The organism is Ralstonia sp. SA306, assembly GCF_054792405.1.
Map to the genome: position 1 here is coordinate 256800 of NZ_CP096452.1, position 13413 is coordinate 270212.

At 65.5% G+C, this 13413-nt stretch carries 14 protein-coding genes; 4 read left to right on the forward strand and 10 right to left on the reverse strand.

Features of this window, described 5'->3' with window-relative positions; genetic code table 11:
* Positions 1 to 62 precede the first annotated feature (62 nt).
* Positions 63 to 542, forward strand: a complete 480-nt coding sequence (soxR, locus tag M1D44_RS17755) for a redox-sensitive transcriptional activator SoxR (protein WP_316853542.1) — start codon at positions 63 to 65, stop codon at positions 540 to 542.
* A 315-nt stretch (positions 543 to 857) separates the two neighbouring features.
* Complete coding sequence (locus M1D44_RS17760; RefSeq protein ID WP_024977528.1) at positions 858 to 1394, forward strand: PadR family transcriptional regulator; 537 nt, start codon at positions 858 to 860, stop codon at positions 1392 to 1394.
* Positions 1395 to 1406: 12 nt separating this feature from the next.
* Here the strand turns inward: M1D44_RS17760 and M1D44_RS17765 are convergent, their stop codons facing one another.
* From M1D44_RS17765 to M1D44_RS17795, 7 genes are all read right to left on the reverse strand, one after another.
* On the reverse strand, positions 1407 to 2411 hold the full coding sequence (locus tag M1D44_RS17765) for an NAD(P)H-dependent flavin oxidoreductase (protein ID WP_316853543.1): 1005 nt from the start codon (positions 2409 to 2411) through the stop codon (positions 1407 to 1409).
* Positions 2412 to 2460: 49 nt separating this feature from the next.
* A complete protein-coding gene (locus M1D44_RS17770) occupies positions 2461 to 2904 on the reverse strand; it encodes a nuclear transport factor 2 family protein (RefSeq protein WP_024977530.1) in 444 nt (147 codons plus the stop codon).
* Positions 2905 to 3019: 115 nt separating this feature from the next.
* Positions 3020 to 3487: a universal stress protein gene (locus M1D44_RS17775; protein ID WP_024977531.1), complete on the reverse strand. Its 468-nt coding sequence runs from the start codon at positions 3485 to 3487 to the stop codon at positions 3020 to 3022.
* A 90-nt stretch (positions 3488 to 3577) separates the two neighbouring features.
* Positions 3578 to 4477, reverse strand: a complete 900-nt coding sequence (locus M1D44_RS17780; RefSeq protein WP_024977532.1) for a LysR family transcriptional regulator — start codon at positions 4475 to 4477, stop codon at positions 3578 to 3580.
* 26 nt (positions 4478 to 4503) lie between these two features.
* The gene (locus M1D44_RS17785; RefSeq protein ID WP_316853544.1) at positions 4504 to 4824 is read right to left on the reverse strand and encodes an AtuA-related protein; all 321 of its coding nucleotides are present in this window, start codon (positions 4822 to 4824) and stop codon (positions 4504 to 4506) included.
* A gap of 1 nt (position 4825) precedes the next feature.
* Complete coding sequence (locus M1D44_RS17790) at positions 4826 to 6181, reverse strand: acyclic terpene utilization AtuA family protein (protein ID WP_316853545.1); 1356 nt, start codon at positions 6179 to 6181, stop codon at positions 4826 to 4828.
* A gap of 4 nt (positions 6182 to 6185) precedes the next feature.
* Complete coding sequence (locus M1D44_RS17795) at positions 6186 to 7484, reverse strand: CitMHS family transporter (protein WP_316853546.1); 1299 nt, start codon at positions 7482 to 7484, stop codon at positions 6186 to 6188.
* 212 nt (positions 7485 to 7696) lie between these two features.
* Here M1D44_RS17795 and M1D44_RS17800 point away from each other — a divergent pair, with 212 nt between their 5' ends.
* Together M1D44_RS17800 and M1D44_RS17805 are read left to right on the forward strand one after the other, a co-directional pair.
* A complete protein-coding gene (locus M1D44_RS17800) occupies positions 7697 to 8245 on the forward strand; it encodes an RBBP9/YdeN family alpha/beta hydrolase (protein ID WP_316853547.1) in 549 nt (182 codons plus the stop codon).
* Positions 8246 to 8301: 56 nt separating this feature from the next.
* On the forward strand, positions 8302 to 10683 hold the full coding sequence (locus tag M1D44_RS17805) for a heavy metal translocating P-type ATPase (protein ID WP_316853548.1): 2382 nt from the start codon (positions 8302 to 8304) through the stop codon (positions 10681 to 10683).
* Positions 10684 to 10710: 27 nt separating this feature from the next.
* On the opposite strand, the gene M1D44_RS17810 is transcribed toward M1D44_RS17805, so the two are convergent.
* From M1D44_RS17810 to M1D44_RS17820, 3 genes are all read right to left on the reverse strand, one after another.
* Positions 10711 to 12342, reverse strand: coding sequence for a DUF4139 domain-containing protein (locus M1D44_RS17810; RefSeq protein ID WP_316853549.1), 1632 nt, complete (start codon positions 12340 to 12342; stop codon positions 10711 to 10713).
* A gap of 88 nt (positions 12343 to 12430) precedes the next feature.
* The gene (cadR, locus tag M1D44_RS17815) at positions 12431 to 12907 is read right to left on the reverse strand and encodes a Cd(II)/Pb(II)-responsive transcriptional regulator (protein WP_024977539.1); all 477 of its coding nucleotides are present in this window, start codon (positions 12905 to 12907) and stop codon (positions 12431 to 12433) included.
* A gap of 17 nt (positions 12908 to 12924) precedes the next feature.
* Positions 12925 to 13311 (reverse strand): four-helix bundle copper-binding protein, encoded by a 387-nt coding sequence (locus tag M1D44_RS17820; protein ID WP_024977540.1) that lies wholly within the window; start codon positions 13309 to 13311, stop codon positions 12925 to 12927.
* Between the last annotated feature and the right edge of the window lie 102 nt (positions 13312 to 13413).

Consider the following 13413-nt stretch of genomic DNA (forward strand, 5'->3'; position numbering starts at 1 on the left):
TGGCTAGGAGATACCGCCGTACTCTAAAATCTCAAGTCAGGTTGAGGTCAAGAGGTTCGCGCATGAAAAAACATCCCTTGGAAGAAATGGGTATTTCGCTCTCGTTGAGCGTGGGAGAGGTATCCCGCCGCAGCGGCGTGCCTGTATCAACACTGCATTTCTACGAAGCCAAGGGCCTCATCGAGAGTCACCGGACGAGCGGCAACCAGCGCCGATATTCGCGCGACGTTTTGCGCCGCGTAGCGTTTGTGCGTGTGGCGCAGCGTGTCGGAATTTCGTTGGCTGAGATAGCGGCCGGGCTGGACAAACTGCCGAAGGGCAGCATTCCGGACCGCGAAGCTTGGTCGCGATTGTCGACGACATGGCGCAGTGATCTCGACGAGCGCATCGCTCAACTCAAGAAGCTGCGCGACACATTGGATGATTGCATCGGCTGTGGCTGCTTGTCGATCGACCGGTGCCGCCTGCGCAATCCGCTGGACAAGTTAGCCCAGGAGGGGGCCGGGCCGCGACGACTGATGATCAAACCTCTGAAATCGTAACGGCGGCAACTTGTGGTGGTGTTCCGCAGGGTGGGTAACGCCGGGCTTTGCTCACGTGGCTGCTGGATGCACGTAATACGGCCGCAGGGGCCTGCCAAGTGGGAACGTTGCACTAACGTTGGTGGCGAGGGACTGCCAAATACGTCCCATCCGTGCGAAGAGTCCGAGCGTGAGCGGGGGCGCAATCAGCGTTCAAAACGCCGTGGCAAGTCATTGATTTTATTACCAAGGAAAGCCCTGATCTGGTGGGAAAAAATCTTCCACCTGAGGGGCGCTCTGCATTTAGAATCAACGGCTTACAAAAAAAACTCCACCATGTCCATCCAACACGCACTGCTGACATCCCTGCTGGAAAAGCCCTCGTCGGGCTACGAGCTTGCTCGACGCTTTGACAAGTCGATGGGCTATTTTTGGAGCGCCACGCATCAGCAGATCTACCGCGAGCTTGGCCGCATGGCCGAGGCTGGCTGGGTGAGCGTGGAAGAAGAGGAGGACAGCCGCAAGAAGACGTACACCGTGCTGCCGCCCGGCCGGGACGAACTCGCACGCTGGGTGCTGGAGCCGACCGTGTCGTCGGACAACCGTGAGGAAGTGCTGGTGAAGCTGCGTGCCGAAGCGGTGATCGGCCCCCTCGGTTTTGCCGACGAGATGCAGCGCCTGATCGAGCAGCACCGCACGCGCCTGAACACCTTCCGCGAGATCGAGAAGCGCGATTTTTCGCGGGCTGATCTCACACGTGCGCAGCAGTTGCAGCACGCGGTGCTTCAGCGCGGCATCGTTTACGAAGAAGGCTGGCTCGCGTGGGCAGACGATGTGCTGCCGTTGCTGGAGCCAGCCCCTGTGACGGCCTGATGGCCTAACTGCTTACACCGTCGTCTTGTCACCCGCCGGAGCGCGCAGGGCTTCGATGTTGTTCAGGCGACGGCGGGCCACTTCGAACTCTTCGGCAAATCGCTTGACGAGTTCTGCCGCCGGCACCACGCGCTTGACCGCGCCCACGCCCTGGCCGGCGCCCCAGATGTCCTTCCATGCCTTGGCCTTTGCGCCGCCGCCCGAGCCGAAGTTCATCTTGCTTGGGTCCGATTCCGGCAGCGCGTCTGGGTCCAGGCCGGCGCCTTCGATGCTCTTGCGCAGGTAGTTGCCGTGCACGCCAGTGAACAGGTTCGTATAGACGATATCGCTGGCGGTGCTTTCCACAATCGCTTGCTTGTAGCCCTCGATCGCGTTGGCTTCTTCGGTGGCGATGAACGCGGATCCGACGTAGGCCAGATCCGCACCGGCTGCCAATGCCGCCAGGATCGCATTGCCGTTGGCGATCGCACCCGACAGCAGCAGCGGGCCGTCAAACCATTCGCGTATCTCGTGGATCAGCGCAAAAGGTGAGGTCGTGCCCGCATGGCCGCCCGCGCCCGCCGCCACCGCGATCAGGCCATCCGCGCCTTTCTCGATCGCTTTCTTCGCAAATTTATTGTTGATGACATCGTGCAACACGATGCCGCCGTAGCTGTGCACCGCGCGGTTCACGTCTTCACGCGCACCCAGCGAGGTGATGACGATGGGCACCTTGTACTTCACGCACAGCGCCAGGTCGTGCTCCAGACGGTCGTTCGACTTGTGCACGATCTGGTTGACGGCAAACGGTGCCGATGGTTTGTCGGGGTGCTGCGCGTCGTATTCGGCCAGCTCCGTCGTGATGCGCTGCAGCCAGGTCTCCAGCAGCTCGGCCGGCCGTGCGTTGAGCGCCGGGAACGAGCCGACCACGCCCGCCTTGCACTGCGCGATCACGAGGTCGGGGTTGGAAATGATGAACAGCGGCGAGCCCACCACGGGCACGGACAGGCGGTTTTGCAGGATCGGGGGCAGCGACATGGCAGTCTCCGTTGGTTTTGGTTGGAATTCGGAATTGGGGGATGGGTATTCAGGCGCCGGCCTTGAGCATGCCGATCTTGTCGCCCAGCTTTGCACCCATGGCAGCGCCGAGTGCCTGCAAGCCGGTGGCGGGGCGGACCATGACTTCGAACTCGACGATCTTGCCTTCAGCGTTGAAGCGCACCATGTCGATGCCCTTGAGCGCCTTGCCGCTCACGTTGGCGCTGAATTCCAGCACCACGCTGGCGCCGTCGTCGGTGGCGAAGCTGCGGTGGTATTCGAAGTCTTCAAAGACGGTGTTGACGGTGCGCAGCACCAGCGTGGTCGCCGTGCGGCCCGGGTAGGGCGTATGCGCCACGGGTGAGCGGAAGACCACGTCGTCGGCGAACAGCCGGTCGAGATCGTCCATGTTGCCGCTGTCGAGCATGGCATGCCAGGCCTCGAGCGTGGCTTGCGCGGGGGCGTTCAATGTCTGGGGAATCGGCTGCGGCATGCTGGCTCCTGAGCAGAAAGTGCAACGGATTGCATCAACGTGGGACGCAACATAGCACAGCCGCGTTTTTCTATGCAACAAGTTGCATAGTGGGGCTATTCGACTTCAGACAAGATCAGCCGGCAGCGTGGTCCGGGTGCTGGGCGCGTACCACGATGACGGTGCGGTGCGACAGGCGCGCCGTGCGCTCGGCCACGCTGCCCAGCAGAAGGCGCGCGAGCCCGTGCTTGCCGTGCGAGCCCACCACGATGGTGTCGGCCTGCCAGCGCTCGGCCTCGTGCTCGAGCGCGTGGCCGATGTCGTCGTCGGTGGAGTCGAGCATCAGCACGCCGGTTTCAGCAGCGGTGCCGTCAGCGTCGAACAGGCGCTGCAATTCGACCAGCGATGCGCTGGCCGTCCGGTGCGCCTCTTCGCGCAACTTGTCGACGCTGTAGATTTCGCGCGACTCCGGCATGGCCGGCGATCCGATCGCCCAGACGACCCGGACCCGGCCGTTGAATGCACGGGCAAGGGCGGCGGCTTCTTCCACCGCCAGGTGGGCTTCATGGGTGCCGTCGAAAGCGGCAAGAATGCGTTGATGCATGGGGCGCTCCGCAGAATCGGAATGGAATGCCTCACTGTAGCAGCGCAGGTGGGCGATGCTGCACCCCGGATGTGCCCGGGTTGCGTCGCATCAAACGGGCGCTGTCGTGCGCGCGGGGTGCGCCAGCAGCAAGTCCAGCAGCCCTTGCGCCGCCACCGACAGGCTGCGTCCGTCGCGCCGGATGACATACAGCGTGCGCACCAGCCCCGGCAGGGGCAGCGGCCGCACCACCAGCTCTGGCAGGCGGAACTGGAACAGCGCCAGCGCGGGAATGACGGTGATGCCCAGGTTGGCCGCCACCAGCGCAGCCGCCGTGGCCAGGTGTTCGACTTCCATGCCGCTGCGCAGCTTGGTCGGGTGCAACGCCGCATCGAGGTATTGCCGGATGCTCGTGTTGCGCGCGAGGTGGATGAACGGCGTATCGACGAGATCGCCCACGGCCAGCGCCTGCTTGCGCGCCAGCGGGTGATCCTGGTGACAGACGAGGTGGAAGTCGTCGGTGCAGAACGGTTGTGCGGCCAGACCCGCCATGTCGGCGCCCATGGCCGCGATGGCGAAGTCCGCCGCGCCGCGCCGGACCATGTCGATGCACGGGTCCGAGAGTTGATCGTGCAGCGCCAGTTGAATGCCCGGATGCTGGGCAGAAAACGCGGCCAGCACGCCCGGCAGAATGCCCGCCGCGATCGACGGCAAGGCGGCCACCGTCACGCGCCCCGTGCGTGCGGCGGCGCGATCGCGCAACTCCGAGAACGTCGCCTCGAAATCAGCCAGCAGGCGCAGCGCCGATTCGGCAAAGGCTTCGCCCTCCGGGGTCAGTTCAACATGGCGCGTGTTGCGGTCGAACAGGCGCACGCCGGCGTCGGCCTCCAGGTTCTGGATCAGCGCGCTGAAGGCCGATTGCGACAAGTGGCACGTCTGTGCCGCCTGCGTGAAGTTCTTGTGCTCGCGCAGCGCGGCAAAGGCGCGGAGCTGCTTGACGGAGAGGTTCATGGCGATGCCGGGCGTGGTGCGCCAGCTTAGCCTGGAATCTCCAGCGTGAGCAGCGCGCTTGCGAGCGACTTGCCATGCGCATCCAGCGCCAGGGATCGCGTCACGCCGCCGGCCAGGGCACCGTGGAGCACGAAGTTGAGCGCGCCAAGCTGCGGCAGCACGTAGCGCTCGACATCGCCGCGAACAAGGTCAGCGAAATGCGCGCGCACGCGCTCGGCCGTGACGTGTTGTTCAAGCAAGGCAAATTCTTCCGTGCATTCCGGACGAAGCGCGATGACGGAGATGCACGAGATGTCGCCCTTGTCGCCGGCGCGGGTGTGGGCGAGGTCGCGGAGGGTGCGGGGCATGTCAGCTCTCCAGAATGTGCACGGCGTGCGGGGCGAGTTCAGCGGGAATCAACGTCGATGCGACGGCGATGATCTCGCGCGCGCTCTTGGTCGCGCCTCCGCCGCCGGACGGGCCGCACGTCAGCAGGGTTTCCACTTCGTTGCCGATGCGTACGGCTTCGGCCATCGACTCGGTGCGCGCGGCCACGCGCACGCGCACTTCATACGGTTCGGCATCGGTGCGGGAAAGGGCAGCGCCGTGCAGTGCATCCACGCCGATCAGTTCAAAGCGCGTTTCCGTCATCTGCACGCCCGTGAGCGCCAATCGCTCGCGCACGATGTCGAGTGCCAGCTTGCCGCGGGCGACCGCGTTCGGGCCGGCATAGCTGATCTGGCCTTCGCCGATGTAGCTGTCGAGATAGCCGATCGACACCTTCAACTGGCCCGTGCGTGGTGTGCCGCTGGCGCCTTCAATGACGACGCGGTCTTTGCCGCCGCCGTGCATGCACACGTTGGAGAAGTCCGCCACCACGTCAGGTGTCAGGTACCGCGCCGGGTCATGGATCTCGTACAGCAACTGCTCCTTGCATGTGGCTTCGGTGACGAGGCCGCCGGCCGTGGCGACCTTGGTGATGAGCACCGAGCCGTCTTCACCGACTTCGCCAATGGGGAAGCCCAGACGTGCGAGGTCGGGTACGTCCTTGATGCCGGGGTCGGCAAAGTAGCCGCCGGTGATTTGCCCCGCGCATTCGAGCAGATGCCCGGCGAGCGTGCCGCAGCCCAGGCGATGCCAGTCGTCCATGCGCCATCCAAACGCATGGATGAGCGGCCCGAGCGCGAGCGCCGGATCGGCCACGCGCCCGGTGATGACGACGTCCGCGCCTTGCGCCAGCGCATCGACAATGCCCTGCGCGCCGAGGTACGCATTGGCCGACACCATGTGTGCCTGCAGCGATGCGACCGGTGCGCCGCCATCCATCAGCGTGAAATCCTGGCCGCGGGCCTGCAGCAGATCGAACACATCGTCGCCGGTCACAGCCGCCACGCGCAGCTTGAGGCCCAGCTCACGTGCGATGTCGCGCGTACGCTCGGCAGCCGCCTGCGGGTTGGCGGCGCCCATGTTGGTGACGATGCGGATGCCGCGTGCCGCGCAGGCGGGCAGCACGGCGCGCATGCGCGCTTCGAGCAGTGGGTCGTAGCCATTCGATGGGTCTTTGCGGCGCACCTGCTGCGCGAGCGCGATGGTGCGCTCGGCCAGGCATTCGAACATCAGCACGTCGATGTCGCCGTGCTCTGCCAGTTCCAGCGCCGGTTCGATGCGGTCGCCCGAATAACCGGCGCCGCCGCCGATGCGGAATGTCTTCAACTCGGTCTTCATGCCATCACCATGGAAGCACGCCCAGCACCACGGCCACTGCAGTCATCAGCAGCGAGGCACCGAACAGGAAGGGGATCGAGAATTTCTGGTGGTCCGCCAGCTCGATACCGCACAGGCCGACCACGAGAAAGGTGGCGGGTGTGAGCGGGCTGACGGGGAAGCCGGTGGTCATCTGGCCGAGCACGGCGGCCTGCGCCACATGCACCGGCGCAACCCCCAGCATCTTCGATGCTTCGGCCACAACGGGCAGCACACCGAAGTAGAACGAATCCGGATCGAACAGCAGCGACAGCGGCATCGACAACACGCCCAGCACCACCGGAATGTGGTGCGCCATGCCGGGCGGAATGAAATCGACCGCCGTCTTCGCCATTGCCGTGAGCATGCCCGACTTGCTCATGATGCCGGTGAACACCCCCGCCGCCAGCAGGATGCTCGCCATCATCAGGGCGGCCTTGGCGTGGGCGTCCACCCGCTGGCGTTGCTCGTCGACGTTGGGGTAGTTGATCAACAGCGCGGCGACCACGCCCAGCATGAACATCACCACCGGATCGACCTTGCCGCTCACCATCACGCCCATCACCACGACGGTGAGGATGAGGTTGATCCAGAAATTGCGTGGGCGGCGCAGCGCTTGTTCCGCGTCCGACAGCGGGCGTGCGACGACTTGCGCGCCGCCGGCTTGGTTGGCCAAGCCCAGGCGTTTTTCCTCATGCTTGCCCAGCAGCCATGCGCACGCAAACACGAAAACGAGCCCCGCAATCTGCACCGGAATCAACGGATTGAAGATGTCCGTGACGGGCATATGCAGCGATGCGGATGCGCGGATCATCGGCCCCGTCCACGGCAGGAAGTTCACGCCGCACGCCATCGACGTCACGCACGCAAGGATGCGGCGGTCCATGCCGAGCCGGTCGTACAGCGGCAGCATGGCGGGAATGGTGATCAGAAACGCCACCGCGCCTGAGCCATCCAGGTGAATGAGCAGCGCCAGCAGCGCCGAGCCCACCACGATGCGCGGCGGGCGGCTGCCCACGGTGCGCAGGATGCGGTCGATGATCGGGTCCAGCATGCCGGCGTCGGTGACGATGCCGAAATACAGGATGGCGAAGATGAACATCCCCGCCACGGGCGCGACGTCCTTGATGCCGCCGATGATGAACTTGCTGGTGTTGAGCCCGAAGCCGCCCACAAGCGCGGCGATGACGGGAATGGCGATGAGCGCGACCAGCGGCGACATGCGTTTGGTCAGGATGACGACAAACAGCGCAACGATGGTCAGCAGCCCGAGCAGTGCGAGCATGGTCTCCTCCGAGTGAGGGGTCGATGGACCCTAGGATTCGGAATCCCTGTTGGCGGGATTTAGGAGCGACTGTAGAAGTTGGTGATCTGCCTGTGAAACAGAATATTTGGATCGATTATGCGGATTCGCCGATCAGTGCCGCCGACGCCGCGCGCCAAATCCCGGCAGAATGTCTCGCATCCCCAATTCCACCCATCCCTGCCGGAGACACCGTGAGCGCTACCCCGACCGTCCTGATCCTCCCCGGCTGGCAGAACTCCGGCGTCGAGCATTGGCAATCGCGCTGGGAACGCCTGCATGGTGATCGCCGTGTCGAACAGCGCGACTGGTTTGCCCCCAAGCGTGCGGATTGGGTGGCCGCGCTGGAAGCCGAAGTCAGCGCGGCGCCCGGCGACGTCATTTTGGTGGCGCACAGCCTGGGCTGCGTGCTGACGGCGCATTGGGCGGCCACGTCGGCTCGTGCTGTGCGGGTGCGCGGGGCCTTGCTGGTTGCTCCACCGCAGCTCGATCGCGCCGACATGCCGCCGGAGCTGGCCGACTTCAGGCCCATTCCGCAACAGCGTTTGCCATTTCCCGCGGTGCTCGTCTTCAGCACCGACGACCCGTTCAGCGACGCAGCGTGGAGCCACAGCCAAGCCGAAACGTGGGGTGCGGAGCCCGTCAACCTGGGCGCGCGCGGCCATATCAATGCCGAATCGGGTCTCGGTGACTGGCCGGAAGCCCGCGCCATCGTCACCAAGTGGATGAAGGACCTCATCTGAAATCGGCGGAATGGGGGGCTTGACCCTGAAGCTTCTTCAGGGTTTTGAATGGAGGCATGAAACCCGATCTCGCCTCCACCCTGCCTGTCGACGACCACGCCACGCCGGAAGCCTCTGGCTGCGGCGGTTGCTGCGGTCATGCGCAACCGGTCGCAAGGGACGCCGCCCAACATGCGCATGATCATGGCCACGATCATCACGGTCACGACCACGACGATCAGGATCACGACCACGCGCCCGAAGCCGCGGCCCCCGTCGATGTCGAGGCACGCGCAGCCGCCACTGGCCGCACCGTCGTGCGCATCGAGCAGATGGATTGCCCGACTGAAGAGCGCATGATCCGCGCCAAGCTCGGCAGCGCCGACGGCGTTGTCGCGCTGGATTTCAACTTGCTGGAGCGTCATCTCACCATCCACCACACCGTTGACGATGTGGCTCCCTTCCTGGAGGCGCTGCGTGCCATCGGCATGGATGGCGAGGTGCTTGAACAGCACGATCGCCTGGCCGCAGCACCTGCGGAACCGGCCCGCATCTCGCGCCGGACGTGGCTGCTCGGTATCGGCGGCGTGACCGCGTTCGGGGCGGAGGCCATCGCCTGGTCGCTTGGCGATCACGCCTGGCCTGTGCTGGCGCTGGCGCTTGCCTCCATCGCCTTGGCGGGTGGGCCGACGCTGCGCAAGGGCTGGATTGCCTTGCGCGCGCTCACGTTCAATATCAACTTCCTGATGGCGGTGGCCGTCATCGGCGCGCTGCTGATCGGCAAGTGGGCCGAAGCCGCCATGGTGATCTTTCTGTTTGCCGTGGCAGAAGCCATTGAGGCGCGCGCGCTGGTGCGTGCTCGCGACGCTGTGCGCGCTCTCACCGCCATCGCGCCAGACACCGCGGAGTTGGCCGATGGTACGGGCGGCTGGCGCGACGTGGCTGTCGACACCGTTGCCGTTGGCGCGCGCCTGCGTGTGCGCACCGGCAGCCGCGTGCCGGTCGACGCGCGCATCGTCAGCGGTCGCGCGGCGCTGGACGAATCGCCCGTCACGGGGGAAAGCCTGCCGGTGGAAAAAGCCGTTGGGGACAGCATCCTCGCCGGCACCATCGTGACCGACGGCGTGGTCGAGGCGCAAGCCACGGCAGTGGCTGCGGACAGCACGCTGGCGCGTATCGCCGGGGCCATCCAGCAAGCGCAATCGCAGCGCGCGCCCACGCAGCGCTTTGTCGACAAGTTCTCTTCGATCTACACGCCCGCAATGATGTTGTTGGCGCTCGCGGTGGCCGTTATCGGCCCGCTGGTCACGGCCGACGGTTGGCTGGCGTGGACGTATCGCGCGCTGGTGCTGCTGGTGATCGCCTGCCCGTGCGCGCTGGTGATCTCCACCCCGGTCACGGTGGTCAGTGGCCTGGCCGCTGCTGCGCGCCGCGGCATCGTCGTGAAGGGCGGTGTGTATCTGGAAAGCGGCCGGCGCCTGCGCGCGCTGGCGCTGGACAAGACCGGCACGCTCACCGCCGGCCGCCCGGTGTTGGATACGGTGATGTTGCCCGACGGCACACGCCGCGCCGTCGCAGATCTGAACGCCGCACCCGACGCCACGCAGTTGCATGCGCTGGCAGTGGCCGCAGCGTTGGATGCCAACACCACGCACCCGATTGCCGTGGCCATCGTGCAGGCCGCTGCGGCGCACGGTGCGGTCGATGCGAATGCGGTGGAAGACCTGTCGGTGCTGCCGGGCCGTGGCGTGGCGGGCACGCTCAACGGTGTGCGCTGGCATCTTGGCAACGCGGCGCTTGTCGCAGAGCGTGGCTTCGACACGTCGGCCTGGCGTGCTGCTGCCGAGTCGTTGCAAGCGGTGGGCATGTCCGCTGTCACGCTGTGCGATGCGAACGGTGTCGTGGCGCTGTTCGGCGTGCGTGACCGCGAGCGCGCCGAAAGCGCCGAAGCCATCTCCGCATTGCGCGCACTGGACGTGACGCCCGTCATGCTCACCGGCGACGACCGCCGCGCCGCACGGGCCATCGCCAAGACGGTCGGCATCGACAACGTGCACGCAGAGCAGCTCCCCGCCGACAAGCAACGCGTGGTGGGCGAGCTGGCCGCACAACACGGCTTCGTCGGCATGGTCGGCGACGGCATCAACGATGCCCCGGCACTTGCGCGTGCCGATATCGGTTTCGCCATGGGCGCCGCCGGTACCGCCACCGCGCTGGAAGCGGCCGACGTGGCCATCATGGACGACGACCCGCGCAAGCTCGCCAGCTTCATCCGCATCAGCCGTCGCACGGTGGCCGTGCTGCGTCAGAACATTGTGCTGGCGCTGGGCATCAAGGCGGTGTTTCTGGCGCTGGCCGTGATGGGCGACGCGACGCTGTGGATGGCGATCTTCGCCGATGTGGGCGCGAGCCTGCTGGTAGTGTTCAACGGCCTGCGCGTGATGCGCACGCGCGCCTGATTTGCCGGCACGCGCGGGGCAACGCGATCAGCGCAAGCCGGTGATGCGCGCGTCTTTCGGGTAGGTGATCTGGTAGTCGGCCGAAAAGCGCGCGCTTTCGCCGGCCGGGATCGTCTGCTCCCATGCGATCACGCCGCGGCGGCGTTCCCAGTTGCGCTTGGCGGGCTCCGGCGAGAAGGTGGAGCGCACCTTGATGTCGTCGGACTGGCTGACCGGCGTGGCTTCCAGGATCTGCACGTCGATCGCGTCACGGTGCCGGTTATGCACCGTGTAGAGCGCCGCCAGCTGGCGCTCGTTGCGGTTGTCGAGCAGGCCCACGCTTCGCTGGAAGGTCTTCGGCGTTTCCACCACTACGTTCACGAGATCGTCACGGCCGAAGGGCAGCGTGACCTTCTGGTCCTCGCCAGCCGGATTCCACTGTGTGCTGCCAACTACCGCGCCATCGCGGCGCAACTGCATGTTGCCTGCGGGCCAGATGCCCTCTGGGCGGTCCACCGTCGCAACGAGGTACGCAGTGGTATCCATGCGCGGGGTGCTGCGTGCCGCCAGTTTGGCGGGCAGCGTTTCGCTGGCCAGCGTGAGGGTGATCTTCTGCGCGTCGGATGGCAGTTCGGCTGCGCCCGGCACATCGAACTCGGTGGCAAACGCGGTCTGGACGGCGTTCACTTCGAACAGCGGTTCGCCATCGGCCTCGCGTTGCTCATTGTTCCGGCTGAATCTGGCCTTAGGCGCTGGCGCCATCGCCGCTGCAGGTGCAGCGGGGTAGGGCATCGCCTGCGGCGGCGGTTGAATATCCAATTGCCACGCGTACGGTTCCGGCCCGCGCGGAGTGTTGCGCGGCTGGCCCGTTGACAGGCGCAGATGCACGCCGCGCCAGTCTTCGCCGGTGGATTGCGCAAGCGTGGCCTGCCGCTCGACAACGACATTCGAGCGCACAGAATCCACACTCGCCTGATACGCCGGACGCCAGCCTGCACGCGAGGTCTGATAGCTGACGCGCAACTCACCGCCGCGCGGTGCCGCCACCGCAATGCGCACCGTGCGCAGCGTGCTGGATGCCGAGCCGTGTGTGCGTTGCAGCGCGTCGAGCTGCGCCTTCAATTCGGCATCGCGCTTCTTCAGTTGTTCCTGGCGGGTAAAGATGTCTTGCGCGTTGCGTGCCAGTGCGTCGGTCGCGCGGCCGAGCGTGGAAAAATCCGTGGCCGGTGCGCGGCCATCGCCGCCGGTGCGTTCGCTCACGGCTTTCAGATAGCTGGCTGACAGTGCATTCGCCTGGATCTGCACGCCAAGCGCGGCGCGCTGGTCTTCCAGCGTGCGGATTTGTGTGTCCAGCGTCGTTCTGGCGCAGCCGCTGCCTTCGCTGGGAATGCTCTCCACGCGCACATCACCCACGCGGATGCTGCTGTCGCTTTCCACACGCAGGCTGTCTGCGTCGAATGTCATCGGCAGGCAGGTCAGTTCTACGGTGCGGGCGCCTGCGGCCACCGTGGCCGTGCGCACGACCGTGGCGCTATCCGGATACAACGTGACATCGGTGATGCGCGAAGGCGTCGCTGCCTGCGCGGTGACTGCCGCGGCAGACGCAATCGCGCCAAGCGCCGCGCAGGCTGCGCGTTGTCGATGCTGGAATCGTGCCGCCGCAGCCGGTTTCGTCTTCATCCGCCTCACCCACGTGTCGTGAAATGCGGCGAGTATCGCACGTCAAAGCGCACGTCAAAGTGATGTGCCCGGCATGGGAAAAGACAGCTCAGCGATGCACGCCGCGAATATGCCGGTGCGCGTGTTCGCCCTCGCCATGTTCGTGGCTGAGGCCGTGATGATTGGCGGCGACGGGCTCTTCGTGCAGCGATTGCAGCACGCCGCACTCAGCCACCGATGCGGCCGTCGTGCAGCGTTGCCCGATCGCCTCGATCTGGCCTTTGAGATCGGTCAGCTCGGCGATGCGCGCTTCAACGTGACGCAGGTGTTCGTCCAGCAGGTTGTTGATCTCTTCGCACGAGGCCTGCGGATTGGCCTGCAACTCGAGCAAGCGGCGGATTTCCGTGTGTGCCATGTCGAGCGACCGACACTTCGCAATGAAGGCCAGCAGCTCGACATGCTCGGGCGTGTAGACGCGGTAATTGTTGGCGGCGCGCGCCGGCGGGGGCAGCAGGCCCTGCGCTTCGTAGAAGCGGATGGTCTCGATGCTGATGCCCGTGCGCTGGGCGAGTTCGCCAATTTTCATACGCGTTGAAAAAAGAATCAGAAAACAGTCGGCTCGGCAGTGACCGCTTCAACGCCCGCGACTTTCAGGCAGGCGTCCAGGCAGGCGCGGCAGGCAGTTGCACAGGCGCTGCAATGGCCTTGGCCGTGATGATCGCATTCTTCCGCGCATTGAGAGCAGATCTCGGCGCAGTCTTCCAGCAGCAGCTCTGCGAATTCGCTGTTGCGCTCCAGGAATTTGCGCGTGAGGGCGCAGTATTCCGCGCAATCCGTGCACAAGCTGATGCAGCGGGCCATGGCTTCGGCGTGGCCATTCTTGCTGCATTCCGTCGCGCAATGAGTGCAAGCGGCCTCGCATGCCTGCAGCGCCTGGATCACACTGGCAAAACGCTTGGCATTCTCTTTCGCGGTCGGACGAGTGGTCATGTCGGTTCTCCTGTGGCAGTGGATGTGCACGCTGGCGCGCTTGGGAAGGGATGAGCCCGGGCAGGGCCCGAGACCCATCTCTCCAATTTAGCAACTCGCGCT

Coding starts and splice junctions, on each gene's coding strand:
- soxR (WP_316853542.1), top strand. CDS start 63: ATGAAAAAACATCCCTTGGAAGAAATGGGTATTTCGCTCTCGTTGAGC.
- M1D44_RS17760 (WP_024977528.1), top strand. CDS start 858: ATGTCCATCCAACACGCACTGCTGACATCCCTGCTGGAAAAGCCCTCG.
- M1D44_RS17765 (WP_316853543.1), bottom strand. CDS start 2,411: ATGTCGCTGCCCCCGATCCTGCAAAACCGCCTGTCCGTGCCCGTGGTG.
- M1D44_RS17770 (WP_024977530.1), bottom strand. CDS start 2,904: ATGCCGCAGCCGATTCCCCAGACATTGAACGCCCCCGCGCAAGCCACG.
- M1D44_RS17775 (WP_024977531.1), bottom strand. CDS start 3,487: ATGCATCAACGCATTCTTGCCGCTTTCGACGGCACCCATGAAGCCCAC.
- M1D44_RS17780 (WP_024977532.1), bottom strand. CDS start 4,477: ATGAACCTCTCCGTCAAGCAGCTCCGCGCCTTTGCCGCGCTGCGCGAG.
- M1D44_RS17785 (WP_316853544.1), bottom strand. CDS start 4,824: ATGCCCCGCACCCTCCGCGACCTCGCCCACACCCGCGCCGGCGACAAG.
- M1D44_RS17790 (WP_316853545.1), bottom strand. CDS start 6,181: ATGAAGACCGAGTTGAAGACATTCCGCATCGGCGGCGGCGCCGGTTAT.
- M1D44_RS17795 (WP_316853546.1), bottom strand. CDS start 7,484: ATGCTCGCACTGCTCGGGCTGCTGACCATCGTTGCGCTGTTTGTCGTC.
- M1D44_RS17805 (WP_316853548.1), top strand. CDS start 8,302: ATGAAACCCGATCTCGCCTCCACCCTGCCTGTCGACGACCACGCCACG.
- M1D44_RS17810 (WP_316853549.1), bottom strand. CDS start 12,342: ATGAAGACGAAACCGGCTGCGGCGGCACGATTCCAGCATCGACAACGC.
- cadR (WP_024977539.1), bottom strand. CDS start 12,907: ATGAAAATTGGCGAACTCGCCCAGCGCACGGGCATCAGCATCGAGACC.
- M1D44_RS17820 (WP_024977540.1), bottom strand. CDS start 13,311: ATGACCACTCGTCCGACCGCGAAAGAGAATGCCAAGCGTTTTGCCAGT.